Origin of the sequence: Blastococcus capsensis, assembly GCF_030165005.1 — a bacterium.
Lineage (GTDB): Bacteria > Actinomycetota > Actinomycetes > Mycobacteriales > Geodermatophilaceae > Blastococcus > Blastococcus capsensis.
On sequence record NZ_JASNNW010000025.1, the window covers coordinates 63212 to 75944 of the forward strand.

Genomic DNA, 12733 nt, shown 5'->3' on the forward strand with positions numbered 1-12733 from the left:
TTCCGGACCCTGTTGCGCATCCCGCGAGCGGTTGCGGGTGCCGCAACAAGCGAAGGGCGTGGCCATGGACATGGCTCCCCGCAGGACGTCGCCCCGCGTCGTGGTGATCGGCGCCGGGATCGTCGGGTGCTCGCTGGCCGACGAGCTCACCGCGCGCGGCTGGACCGACGTCACCGTGCTCGACCGGGGCCCGCTGTTCGCGGCCGGCGGATCGAGCTCGCACGCCCCGGGCCTGGTCTTCCAGACCAACCCCTCGAAGACGTTGGCCGAGTTCGCGAGCTACACCGTCGGCAAGCTGGGCGGCCTCGCGCTCGACGGCGCACCGGTCTTCCGGCCGGTCGGCGGCCTGGAGGTGGCGACGACGCCGGAGCGCTGGGCCGACCTGGCCCGCCGGCACGGCCTGGCCACCTCGTGGGGCATCGAGGCCCGCCTGGTCGACCCGGGCGAGTGCGCCCGGTTGCACCCCTTGCTCGACCCGGGCGCCGTGCTGGGTGGGCTGCACGTGCCGAGCGACGGGCTGGCGCATGCGGTGCCGGCCGGGGAAGCGCAGGCGCGGCGGGCGATCGACCGAGGGGCCCGCTTCCTGGCCCGGCACCGGGTCACCGGGGTCGCCGAGGAGCACGGGCGGGTCAGCGGCGTGCACACCGACCAGGGCTTCGTGCCGGCCGACGTCGTCGTCTGCGCCGCCGGCTTCTGGGGCCCGGACGTCGGCGCGCTCGCCGGGCTGACCGTGCCGCTGCAGCCGCTGGCGCACCAGTACGCCACCACGGCGCCGGTGCCGGCGCTGGCCGGCGCGGTGCGGGAGATCAGCGCGCCCATCCTGCGGCACCAGGACGCCGACCTGTACTACCGCGAGCACGGCGACCGGGTCGGCATCGGCTCCTACGGCCACCGGCCGATGCCGGTCACCGCGCAGGACGCCGAGGCGCACGCGAACAGCTGCCTGCCCTTCACCCCCGACGACTTCGCCGACGCCTGGAAGCAGAGCCTCGCGCTGCTGCCCGGGCTCGCCGAGACGGAGGTATCCGCCGGCATCAACGGCGTCTTCTCCTTCACCCCCGACGGCATGCCGCTGCTCGGCGAGCACCGCGACCTGCCCGGCTTCTGGGTCGCCGGGGCGGTGTGGGTGACCCACTCGGCCGGGGTGGCGAAGGCGCTGGCCGAGTGGCTGGTCGATGGGCAGCCGCGCACCGACGTGCACGAGTGCGACCTGCACCGGTTCACCGACGTCCAGCTCTCGCCGGAGTACGTGGCCGGGCGGGGCGCGCAGCAGTTCGTCGAGGTCTACGACGTCATCCACCCGCTGGACCCGCCCGCGGTGCTGCGCCCGATGCGCACGAGCCCGTTCTACGGCCGGCAGCAGGAGCTCGGCGCCGTCTTCACCGAGGCGGGCGGATGGGAGCGGCCGCTGTGGTTCGAGTCGAACGCGCCGCTGGCCGAGGGGCTGGACCTGCCGCCGCGCGACGCGTGGGCGGCGCGGTGGTGGTCGCCGACCGTGGCCGCCGAGGCGCTGGCCACCCGGGAACGGGTGGCGATGTACGACATCACCGCGCTGACCCGGATCGAGGTGACCGGTCCGGGGGCGGCGGACTTCCTGCAGCGGCTGACCACCAACGACGTCGCCAAGCCCGTCGGCCGGGTCACCTACACGCTGCTGCTGGACGCCGCCGGCGGGATCCGGAGCGACCTGACCGTCGCCCGGCTGGGCGAGCAGCGGTTCCAGGTGGGGGCCAACGGCCCGCTCGACCTCGACTGGTTCCGCCAGCACGCCCCGGGCGACGGGTCGGTGCAGCTGCGCGACGCCACCGCCGGCAGCTGCGGCATCGGACTGTGGGGCCCGCGGGCGCGCGACGTCCTGCAGCCGCTGACGAGCAGCGACGTCTCGCACGAGGCGTTCGGCTACTTCCGGGCGCGCGAGCTGCACGTCAGCGGCGTGCCGGTGACCGCCCTGCGGGTCTCCTACGTCGGCGAGCTCGGCTGGGAGCTCTACACCGACGCGGCCACCGGGCTGCGGCTGTGGGACGTGCTCTGGGAGTCCGGGCAGCGGCACGGGATGGTCGCCGCCGGCCGCCGGGCCTTCGACAGCTTGCGGCTGGAGAAGGGCTACCGCGCCTGGGGCACCGACATGACGGCCGAGCACGATCCGGTCGAGGCGGGGTTGTCGTTCGCCGTCCGTCGGGACAAGGACTTCGTCGGGCGGGCGGCGCTGGAGCGCCGGCCGCACGACCGGCGGCTGGCCTGCCTCACCCTCGACGACCCGGCGACGACCGTGCTGGGCCGGGAGCCGGTGCGGGTCGACGGGGTGCCGGTCGGTCACGTCACCAGCGCGTGCTTCGGCTACACGATGGGGCGGTCCATCGCCTACGCCTGGCTGCCGGCGTCGCTCACGGAACCCGGCACCGCGGTGACCATCGACTGGTTCGGGACACCGGTCGCGGCGACCGTCGCCGCCGAACCGCTGGTCGACCCCGCCGGCGCCCGGATGAGGTGCTGACATGGCCTACGACGTCATCGTCCTGGGGCTGGGCGGCATGGGCAGCGCGGCGACCGCGCACCTGGCCGCCCGCGGGCAGCGGGTGCTCGGGCTGGAGCGGTTCGGCCCGGCGCACGACCAGGGCTCCAGCCACGGCGGGTCGCGGATCGTGCGGCAGGCCTACTTCGAGGACCCCGCCTACGTGCCGCTGCTGCTGCGCACCTACGAGCTGTGGGACCAACTGTGCGCCGACTCCGGCACCGACGTGCTGGTGCGCACCGGCGGGGTGTTCCTGGGCCGGCCCGACAGCCGCACGGTCGCCGGCAGCCTGCGGGCCGCCCGCGAGTGGGGGCTGGCGCACGAGCTGCTCGACGCGGGGGAGGTCCGCCGCCGGTTCCCGACGCTGACCCCGGCCGACGACGAGGTGGGGCTGGTGGAGGCGGCCGCGGGGTTCGCCCGGCCGGAGGCGACCGTGGCCGCGCACCTGGACCTGGCCTTCGCGCGCGGCGCCGAGCTGCGCTTCTCCGAGCCGGCGCTGGAGTGGACGGCGACCCCGGGCGGCGGGGTGCGCGTGCGGACGGCGGCGGGCGAGTACGAGGCGGGCGCGCTGGTGGTGAGCCCCGGGTCGTGGGCGCCGGAGGTGCTGGCCGGCCTCGGCGTCCCGCTGACCGTGGAGCGCCAGGTCATGTACTGGTTCCAGCCGACCGGTGGCACCGGCGCCTGGACGCCCGACCGGCACCCGATCTACATCCACGAGGCGGCCGACGGCACCCAGGTCTACGGCTTCCCGGCGATCGACGGCCCGGACGGCGGGGCCAAGGTCGCCTTCTTCCGGCGGGGCACCCCGTGCACGCCGGAGACGATCGACCGGCAGGTGCACCCGGAGGAGGTCGCGGCGATGGCCGGGCACCTGGCCGGGGTGCTGCCGACCCTGCCGGGCGAGCTGCTGAAGGCCGCCACCTGCATGTACACGACGACGCCGGACGAGCACTTCGTCATCGCTCCGCACCCCGAGCACCCGCAGGTGACCGTGGCCTGCGGCTTCTCCGGGCACGGCTTCAAGTTCGTGCCGGTGGTCGGCGAGATCCTCGCCGACCTCGCCACCACGGGAACCACCGAGCACCCGATCGACCTGTTCGACCCCCGCCGGCCCGCACTGGAGGCCACCTCATGACCGCGACCCTCCCTGCTCCCTCCTCGAGCCTGATGCCGACCCTGGCCGGGCGGTACTACACCGACCCGGTGCTGTTCACCCGCGAGCAGGAGCTGGTGTTCGAGGCGATGTGGTGCTGCGTCGCCCGCACCGACGAGGTCGCCGCCCCCGGCAGCTTCCGGCGGGTGCAGGTCGGCCGGGAGAGCGTGCTGGTGGTGCGCGGTCGGGACGGCGGCCTGCGGGCGTTCCTCAACGTGTGCCGGCACCGCGGCGCGCAGCTGTGCACCGAGGAGTCGGGGCAGGTCAACCGGACGCTGCGCTGCCCGTACCACGCGTGGTCGTTCGGGCTGGACGGTGCGCTGGTCGCCGCACCCAACCTGGCGCGGATGCCCGACGTCGACCGGGTGGCCAACGGCCTGGTGCCGGTGCAGCTGCGCGAGTGGCTGGGCTACGCGTGGGTGTGCCTGGCCGACGACCCGCCGTCGTTCGAGGACGACGTGGTCGGCGCGGTGACCGAGCGGCTCGGCGACCCGGCGGCGATCGAGGAGTACGACGTGGGGCGGCTGGCCCTGGGCCGGCGGATCCGCTACGACGTCGCGGCCAACTGGAAGCTCGTCGTCGAGAACTTCATGGAGTGCTACCACTGCGCGACGATCCATCCCGAGCTGACCGACGTCCTGCCGGAGTTCAGCCGCGGGTACGCCGCCCAGTCCTTCGTCGGGCACGGCGCGGAGTTTGCCGCGTCCGCCGAGGGCTTCACCGTGGACGGTGGTGCCGGGTTCCCCGCGCTCCCGGGGATCGACCCGGACCGGGACCGGCGCTACTACGCGGCCACGATCAAGCCGGCGGTCTTCCTCAACCTGGTGCCCGACCACGTGATCCTGCTGCGGATGACCCCGCTGGCCGTGGACCGCACGGTGGTCGAGTGCGACTGGCTGTACGCCCCGGAGGTGGTCGCCGCGGGGCTGGACGTCTCCCGGTCGGTCGAGCTGTTCCACCGGGTCAACCAGCAGGACTTCGCCGCCTGCGAGCGCACCCAGCCGGGCATGAGCTCGCGGGCCTACGCGGCCGGAGGCGTGCTGGTGCCCGTCGAGCACCACCTCGCGCTATTCCACGACTGGCTGCGCGGCCGGCTCGGGGAGGGGTGACGTCCGGCCGGGACCTGCTCAGGCCGGGACGGGCTCGGGCTGCGTGGCGGCCCGCGGCGTCGAGGCCGCGTACGCCGCCGCGGCGGCGACCACGAGCGCGGCGGCCAGTGCCGTTGGCTCGTGCCGAGGTGCAGCCGGCCGGTGGTGTGCAGGAACGGCCGCGAGCCTATCGCGGGCGCCGGTCGGTCACCGGGGTAGCGGCGGGGTCCCGGCGAGTTCGGCGATCGGTGCGGACCAGGCGCCGGGCGCCGTCCAGACGAAGCTGTGCGCGCCGGGAACGCTGCGGAACCGGCCGACCCTGGCCCGCTCGCTGAGCTCGCGCGCCCAGGCCTCGGTGCAGAGGCGGTCACGGTCGCCGTGCAGGACGAGCACCGGGTGGGGCACCCGCTCGACGGTGTCCTCCAGCCGGTCCCGGAGGTGGACGGCGAGCGCGTGCCGGACCCGGCGCAGCCCGGCGCGCTGCCGGTCGGGGGTGTGCTCGACGTCGAGCTCCGGCGGCTCGAGCTCGTGGTTGCGGCGCCAGGCGAGCAGGACGCGGCGCATGCTGCGGTAGGCGGGGTCGACGGTCGGGCTGGCGAGTACCAGCGCCCGCACGCGGTCGGGTTCCCGGACGGCGACGTGCGCGGCGACCTGGGTGCCGCTGGAGTGCCCGACGAGGACGACGTCGTCCAGCCCGCTGGCAGTCAGCCACTCGATGACGGCGTCGGCGTGGTCGGCGACGTCCATCGGGCGCGGCGGATCGGCGCTGCCGGAGAAGCCGGGCAGCTCGACGAGGTGCGCGCGGGTCCAGGTGCCGAGCTCGCGGACGGCGGGCTCGAGGTAGTCGGCGACCGCGAGCCCGTGGACGACGACGACCTCGGGGACGCCCGGTCGTGGCGTGCCGGCGCCCCGGCTGCGCAGGACGCCCCACGGGGTGGGGCGGTGCTGCAGCTCGACGGCCGGGGGCACGGTCTACCCGTGGCTCGTCGGTCCGGGCACCCGGTGCCCGGGGTCGTGGCGGCCGGCGGCGGTCATGGTCGGGGACGGTAGCGGCCGGTGCCTGTCTTCGCGCTGCAGCCCGGTGACGCCGCTGGTTGAGTGGCCGGTGCGGTGAAGATGACGCCGTCCTTGTCCAGTTCCGGGAGTTGACGATGGCCAAGAAGAAGACCGCTGCAGAGACGTCGAAGAAGTCGATGGCCCAGGCGCTGGGCGCGGTGGGGGTGGCGTTCGGGGCGATCAGCGTCCTGGCGCCGCGGTCGGTGGCGAGCGGCTACGGCGTCCCGGTGACGCCCGCAGGCCTGCAGCTGCAGCGGCTGTTCGGCAGCCGCGCGCTGGTCGTCTCCGCGCTGGCCCTGACCGCGAAGACCGACGAGGAGGTCGACCGCGGCCTGGCCGCGGTGGCGGCGATGAATCTGCTCGACACGCTGACCGCACTGGCTGGCGCGGGCAAGGCCGGCGGGCGGACCACCAGGCGCGCCGTCGTCAGCTCGCTGGCCTACGGCGCGACGGCGCTGTGGATCCGGTCCTTGAAGGACTGACCTCCGCGCTCGCTCAGACCAGTTCGGGGACGCGCAGGTGGTGCAGGACGACGTCGAACTCGGCCACGTCGGTGGCTGACATGTGCAGCGCCCGGCGGAACACGTCGCGGATGTACATGGCGCGCTGGCGGGTGGCCTCCATGGCGCGGCGGTCGGCGTAGACGGCGGTGAGGGAGTTGTCGCCGGTCTGCCGGTCGAGCATCAGGCTGAGGCTGCAGAAGCCGGGCATCTCGTCCATCCGCGGGACGAGGTCCGTGCGGAAGACGTCGAGGACCTTGTCCACGGTGGCCGGGTCGACGCGGGACCAGGTGACCCGGGCGCAGGAGTCCCCGCTCACGGGGTGCAGCCGGTGCATCGCCACGATCTCCCACTCCCGCACCTCCGGCGTCTCGGCACCGAAGTGCTGGGTCGCCTGCTCGCGCATCCGGCGGACTGCCTCGCGGGTCGCGGCCATCGACTCCTCGCTCTCCCAGGCGGTGGTGACGATGCAGCGGCCGGAGCTCCGGTTGCACAGCATCGACAGCCCGACGCAGCCGGCCATGCCGCTCACGGCGGGCATGACGTTGTCGCGGACGTCGGCGATGCCGGCGTCGATGCGGTTCGGGCCGGCGGTGATGGTGGTGGTGCGGGCGTGCATGACGCCCTCCCTTCCGGGGACAGGCGCGCGGCGCCCCGGCGGCGTCCGCCCAGGTCATCGTGCTCGGGTGCCCACCGCTGTCAACCGGTGTGCGCATCGCGCATGCGCGGCCGACGCCGAAATTCTCGGGAACTCCGGACTACCTCGGCGGCTGGTGCTGAAGACGACGGCTGCAGAAGGCGCCGCCGCCGCGGCCGCGGATAAACCGGGCGGGTCGATCACCACGTCTGGCCCGGGGGCGGCGATTCAGGACACCGGCGGCAGGAACCGGTGTGCTCGGCCCCGCCGATGCAGCGGTACCGGCCGAGCCGGCCGTCGGCGGCAGGGGAAGCTCATCGCCGGCCACTACTGGCTCATGGCTCCGAGGGTCGCGTCAGATTTCAGGACGGCGGGCCGAGCGGGTGGCCGAGCCGCAGCAACGCTGCCCGTGCCTTGGCCTCGTCCGCGAGGGTGATCAGCAGGTGCCGCTCGCCGACCCGTGTGCACAGTCCCCGCAGCGCCCGGTCCCCGGCCAGCAAGGTGGCCGTCTGCGCGTCCGCGCACTCCACGACCCGACGGACGCCGAGGTCGCGCACCCGCCGGAGCCGCGCCTCGACGTCGTCCAGGAGAGTGGTCAGCGTCTGCGGCAGCCCGTGGGCCGCCCGGTCGGTGAGGAAGCTCGTGAGCTCGTGTGGGGGCCGGCCCACGTCGGCCGCGGCGAGCACGCTCCCTGCCGACAGCGTCCACACCCGGTCGGACGTGCGGGAGGCGAAGGCGTCGAGCACCAGGCGGTCGGCGGCGGGGAGCTCCCCGAGGCTGACGACGTCGAGATTCGGCAGCACCTCCAGGCCGCGTGCGGGCGCTACCGGCTTTGGCGGCTCGTAGCTCGACGTCAGCCCGGTGGCATAGGCGCCGAGCGCGGTCAGCCGGACCGCCGTGAGCCCGTCGTAGCGGCTGAGCGCGTCGAGCCAGTCGGCGCCCCACATGTGGCGGAAGTCGTCCCGGGCGTGTGCCGGCGGCACGTACTCGACGTCGATCAGCCCCAGCGGCGCCGCGTACTCGAACAGCACCGCCAGCAGGTAGCGGCCCTCGAGCACGGCGAAGTCGTGGTGGCCGTCGTAGCCGAGGCTGCCGTACTCGGGGTCCTCGATGTAGAGCTTCCACAGCCCGCGCTCGGAGCGGGCCATGGACAGCCGTGGTCCGCGCCGGCGGATGGTGTCGAACAGTGTGTCCACGCCGATCCACTCGCCCGGCGGGCAGTGCCGCAGTGCGGCGGTCGCGGCCTGGCGGCGCGGAACCGCGGCGCTCAGGGCGGCTGCGGCCTTCTGCCCCTTGATCTGCTCGACGCGGCTGAGTTCGTCCAGCGGCGCATGCTTGGGCCAGCGCTCCCAGATGGCCCGCACCGGTTCGTGCGGAGGCCGGTCGAGCGCGCGCCGTCCCGCAGGGGTGAGGACGAGCCGGGTGCCGTCCAGCCTCGCCAGGCCGCCGCCCTGGACGAGCAGCGGCCAGGCGAACGCGGCGATCGGGTCGTCGGAGTAGAAGTCCCCGGCGACGAGCACATCGGCCACCGCGCGAACCGTCGCCGCCGAAGGGCGGCGCGTGATCGCGCTGCACCGCACCGTGCCGGCCTGACAGAGCCGCAGGACGGCGGCGAGGTTGGCCAGCGCCTCCGATTCGGTGCTGCGGACGGCGGGCTGGTCCATCACGAGGGCCGGTCCCGCAGCCGGTCGCGGGCGGCGACCATGCCGGCCCGGTGGTCGCCGGTGAGGTAGTCGGGAGAACCGAGATGGCCGTCGCCGTAGGCCCAGCCGTCGGGTTCCACACCGATGGCCTTGAGCAGCGCCCGCGCCGGCGACGAGGGGCTGCCGGTGACGCCGAACCAGCTCGTCAGCTGCTTGACGGTGAGCCGGCGGTCGCGGAACAGGTGGTTGGCGGTGGCCACGATCCAGCAGACCGCCGCCGCGGTGCTCTCGGGCCGGCTGCGGCGGCGGAACAGGTCGGGGTCGGCGGCGGCGACCCGGGCCAGCAGTCGACGTGCCGCGGTCCGCAGCTCGATGTCGAGCAGCTCGGTGCACGCGCCGTCGGCCAGCTCCCGCACTCGACCCACCAGGGGGCGGACGTCGCCGGGCACCATGTCCCAGTCGAATGCCTCGTCGGGCAGCGGCGTGCCGTCCAGGGCGTCGAGGGCGGCGCGGCCGCCGACGGCCTCGGCCAGCTGGTCCACCGGGTCGTAGCCGAGGAGGACGTCGTGAGGCACCGGCCAGGGACCCTCAGGGTCCAGGGCGCCCAGCCGAGCCAGCAGCGCCAGCGGCCCCTGCGGCCGCGGGCTGCGGATGGTGCGCTGGTAGGCCGGCTCCCAGACGTCGACCGCGGCGAGGGTCTGCTCGGTGAGCTCGGTGCGGATCCCGCTTTCGGCGTGCGCGAAGCGGATGAAGGCCCGGAGCAGGCCGGGTGCCTGCGCGAGGTAGTCGACGTCGGCGGCGATCTTGCGGGGAATCCAGTCGGTCAGCAGGATCTCGACGGTCACCGGGCTCCAGCGCAGGGGGTCACCGGGGCCGTAGTCGCAGCCGAACCACAGCAGCGACTCGAGCAGGCTCCGCGAGTCGGCATCGTCCAGGCCGGCGCCGAAGGGAGAGGCGAGGAATCGCACGGCCAGGGCCTGCCGGGCGTCGTCCGGCCACTCGGGCCGCAGGTACCCGGTGCCGCCCTCGGGCAGCAGGCCGACCGCCCAGCGAAGCAGCGGCCGGCACGCCGGCCAGGTGTCGGTCTCGATCGGCGGGACGGTGATCCGGCCGAGCTCGAAGGCCTCGGTGATCATGGCCCGGGCGTCAGCCGGGTCGAGGTCGGTGACGGTGACGTCGGGGTCGTCGGTGGCCGCGGCCATGTCGTCGAGCACCTGCTGCACCGGCTCGGGGGAGACGAAGCCGTCCTTGACCAGCGTGCCGAGGTTGTGGTCGACGTAGGTGGCCAGCGCCAGTTCCGCGCCGCCGGGCAGCCGGACGCCGAACAGCAGGTTCTCCCCGTCGCCGAGGACGTGCCGCAGCCGCACCACCGGGCCGGTGGCCTGGGACGCAGGCAGCTCCACCAACCACCGTGGCAGGACGTGCCCGCGTGCGCCGATCTCGCGGCGGACCCGGTGCCGCAGCACCTCGTCGCCGGCGAGGCCCGCGATGCCCGCCAGCAGCGCCGAGGTCTCGGGCCGGTCGATGTCGAGGAAGGTGGCCACCAGCTCCTCGAGGGTGGGTAGCTCCGGGTCGGGCTGCCGGCCGAGGGCCGGCTCCGGCTCGAGCGAGGTGATCAGCGTGCTGACCAGGCCGAGCAGGGCCAGCGGGTCGGGGTCGGCCAGGGCGGCGCGGATGCCGGAGAGCAAGTCTGGTTCGTGGCTGCCCGGCTCGTACCCGTCCGGCTCACGGGGGCTCGGAGTGGGGCCGCTCCGTGCGGGACGTCGTGCCGCGCGCGCCGGCCGCTGGCGGTGTGCCTGCGCGCGGCGGGCCTTCTCGCGGCGGGACCGTTTGGACACGCCCGCAAGGCTATCGACCGGGAGGCCCGAGCTCGACCCTCGAACAGCGCGGCCGGCTGCTCAGGGCGGCCCAGCCCGGTCAGGGCGTGATGTGGTCCAGCCAGGGAACCTCCGCAACCCGACAGGTGGCCCGCCCAAGACCTCCGGAGTCGGTGGCGAGTGGGACCTGCGTGAGCCGAGTGGCGTTCCCGGGCGTGGCTTGCCAGAACACCGGCCGCGCGGACCTTTCGAGGACCTAGCGTCTCGATCGCCGTCGGAGGTTCCGGCGGCCCTGACCGGGGAGTCCCCATGTCCATCACCAATGAGCCCACGGGTCAGCCCCAGGCGGCGTATCCGACCCCGCAGTACGGCCAGCCGCAGTACGGCCAGCCGCAGTACGGCCAGCCGCAGTACGGCCAGCCGCAGTACGGCCAGGCGCCGATGGGCTACCCGCCTGCGCCGGCGGGCCATGGTCGGACCCTCGGCCCGGTCGGGAAGATCCGCAGCACCTGGGCGGTCATCGGTCTGAGCATCGTCACCTTCGGCATCTACGGGCTCTACTACTACTTCGCCACGCACGAGGAGATGAAGCAGCACTCCGGCGAGGGCGTCGGTGGCGCGATCGGCCTGGTCCTCGCGATCTTCACCCTGGGGCTCGTCACACCGTTCGTGCTGCCGAACGAGATCGGCAACCTGTACGCCAAGCAGGGGCGACCCCGCCCGGTCAGCGCAACCACTGGCCTCTGGGTCCTGCTGGGCTCGTTCATCCTGATCGGTCCTCTGGTCTGGCTGATCAAGACCAACGGGGCGCTCAACGCGTACTGGCGCAGCATGGGTGCGTCCTGACGGATCGAGCAGCATCGACGCCCGCCCCCTTCAGACGGGCGGGCGTCCGCGTTCTGGTGAGGAGTGGTCAGCCAACGGCTCACCCCAAGGCATGGCTCCGTGGCCTCGAGCGGCCGTTGATGTCCCGTTGTCCCTTGACGTCGGCCCGTTCATCAGTTCGAGAACCGTCGAGCGGTGTAAGCGGCAGTGGCGCTGATCATTGCGGGCGCGGTCAAGGCCGTGGCTGCGGCCGCCCGGGTCGAGCTCGTCGTCCGATGGAGGCGGCGGCTACGACGGTTACACGGGTTGCCGCGCATACGGCTCCGGTGGCACGTCCGTGGACGAGAAGGGGTGCCCGTACACCAAGATCGACTGCACGACGAAGCAGCCCATCGGGTGATCGCTCGATTCTCCATCGGAGCTGCCGATGCTCTTGGCACACCGAGCAACACGACAGGGACGAGCCCAACTGCTCTCGTTCGTCGTCCGACGTCATGAGGAGCGCCCGTGACCCAGCCATCACCACCGTCGTCCTGGCAGCACGCCGCCCATGCCGGCGGTTCCGCCCAGGGCAGCGGCACGACCTCGCTCGCTGACCGGCTCGCGAACGGCCGTTGGTACTTCTACGTCACCGTCTTCACGGCGGGCTTCCTGGCCGCGCTTCCGTTCTGGCATGCCGCTCAGCGGCTCGGCCGTCCGTCCGTGCGTCGCCTGGCGCTGATCTACACGGCGGTCGGCGCATTCCTCGTCGTCCTCATGGCGCTGACCCCGGAACCGAACCCCGACGGGTCGTCCGGCAACTCCACCATCAGCACGATCGGTGGCATGGCAGTCGTCGCAGTCGTGGTCATTGGCTGCTATCAGCTCGTCGGCCTCCGGCGGGAGGTCTACGGGCGAGGGAACGGCGTCCGGATGTCCTCTGCCGACGTCGTCGCTCGCGCCGTCGCCACCCGGCAGCGGCGGCAGGAAGCGCGTCGGCTGCACGAGACGGACCCCGCCCTGGCGCGCGAGCTCGGGATCGGGCGTCCCGATCTGGGGCGGGGGTACGACGACGGCGGCCTGGTGGACCTCAACACGGCCTCGGCGGCGCTCATCGCGACGGTGAGCGGCATCGACCGCGAGCACGCCGACGCCGTCGTCGCCGCCCGGTCGGCTCGGGGCGGCACGTACCTCACCGTGGCCGAGGCGTTCATCGAGGCGCACCTGCCCTCGCACGTGCAGGACCAGTTGCGCGAGCACGCCGTCGTCTGAGAGCGTGTCCGGGAACTGGGGCGTGTCCGCGCGGGCGGGAAGGCGGACTCCTGGTAGGGCGGTAGGTGTCTACGCCACCACCTACCAGGAGTCCTGGTGTCATCTTCCCCGACTTGCACGTGTGCGTCCTGCCCGGCCAACAGCACCACCGGTAGCGACCGGCGATCGGGGCTTCCGCGCTGCCAGGTGTATCCGTCCTCGGCGACCACCGACGCCCAGTGGGCGCTCATCGAGCCGCTGCTGCCGCCGCC

10 protein-coding genes are annotated in these 12733 nt (G+C 73.8%); 6 read left to right on the forward strand and 4 right to left on the reverse strand.

Annotated elements, in window-relative coordinates:
* Positions 1-64 precede the first annotated feature (64 nt).
* From QOZ86_RS18690 to QOZ86_RS18700, 3 genes are read left to right on the forward strand one after another with little or no spacing between them, the layout of a single operon-like run.
* Complete coding sequence (locus tag QOZ86_RS18690) at positions 65-2494, forward strand: GcvT family protein (RefSeq protein WP_284493484.1); 2430 nt, start codon at positions 65-67, stop codon at positions 2492-2494.
* A 1-nt stretch (position 2495) separates the two neighbouring features.
* On the forward strand, positions 2496-3647 hold the full coding sequence (solA, locus tag QOZ86_RS18695) for an N-methyl-L-tryptophan oxidase (RefSeq protein ID WP_284493485.1): 1152 nt from the start codon (positions 2496-2498) through the stop codon (positions 3645-3647).
* Positions 3644-4774, forward strand: coding sequence for an aromatic ring-hydroxylating oxygenase subunit alpha (locus QOZ86_RS18700; RefSeq protein WP_284493486.1), 1131 nt, complete (start codon positions 3644-3646; stop codon positions 4772-4774). The genes solA and QOZ86_RS18700 overlap by 4 nt, the downstream gene beginning before the upstream one ends.
* Positions 4775-4960: 186 nt before the next feature.
* Here QOZ86_RS18700 and QOZ86_RS18705 read toward each other — a convergent pair whose 3' ends face one another.
* The gene (locus QOZ86_RS18705; RefSeq protein WP_284493487.1) at positions 4961-5722 is read right to left on the reverse strand and encodes an alpha/beta fold hydrolase; all 762 of its coding nucleotides are present in this window, start codon (positions 5720-5722) and stop codon (positions 4961-4963) included.
* A 182-nt stretch (positions 5723-5904) separates the two neighbouring features.
* On the opposite strand from QOZ86_RS18705, the gene QOZ86_RS18710 reads away from it, so the two are divergent.
* Entirely contained in the window at positions 5905-6291 is a 387-nt protein-coding gene (locus QOZ86_RS18710; RefSeq protein WP_284493488.1) for a hypothetical protein, read from the forward strand.
* A 13-nt stretch (positions 6292-6304) separates the two neighbouring features.
* On the opposite strand, the gene QOZ86_RS18715 is transcribed toward QOZ86_RS18710, so the two are convergent.
* From QOZ86_RS18715 to QOZ86_RS18725, 3 genes are all read right to left on the reverse strand, one after another.
* Positions 6305-6928, reverse strand: a complete 624-nt coding sequence (locus QOZ86_RS18715) for an antibiotic biosynthesis monooxygenase family protein (protein WP_284493489.1) — start codon at positions 6926-6928, stop codon at positions 6305-6307.
* 380 nt (positions 6929-7308) lie between these two features.
* Positions 7309-8610 (reverse strand): helicase-associated domain-containing protein, encoded by a 1302-nt coding sequence (locus QOZ86_RS18720; RefSeq protein WP_284493490.1) that lies wholly within the window; start codon positions 8608-8610, stop codon positions 7309-7311.
* Positions 8610-10277 (reverse strand): DUF6398 domain-containing protein, encoded by a 1668-nt coding sequence (locus QOZ86_RS18725; RefSeq protein WP_284493491.1) that lies wholly within the window; start codon positions 10275-10277, stop codon positions 8610-8612. The genes QOZ86_RS18720 and QOZ86_RS18725 overlap by 1 nt, the downstream gene beginning before the upstream one ends.
* Positions 10278-10715: 438 nt before the next feature.
* Here QOZ86_RS18725 and QOZ86_RS18730 point away from each other — a divergent pair, with 438 nt between their 5' ends.
* Together QOZ86_RS18730 and QOZ86_RS18735 are read left to right on the forward strand one after the other, a co-directional pair.
* On the forward strand, positions 10716-11252 hold the full coding sequence (locus QOZ86_RS18730; protein ID WP_284493492.1) for a DUF4234 domain-containing protein: 537 nt from the start codon (positions 10716-10718) through the stop codon (positions 11250-11252).
* Between the two features lie 486 nt (positions 11253-11738).
* Positions 11739-12482 (forward strand): helix-hairpin-helix domain-containing protein, encoded by a 744-nt coding sequence (locus QOZ86_RS18735; protein WP_284493493.1) that lies wholly within the window; start codon positions 11739-11741, stop codon positions 12480-12482.
* Positions 12483-12733: the final 251 nt, after the last annotated feature.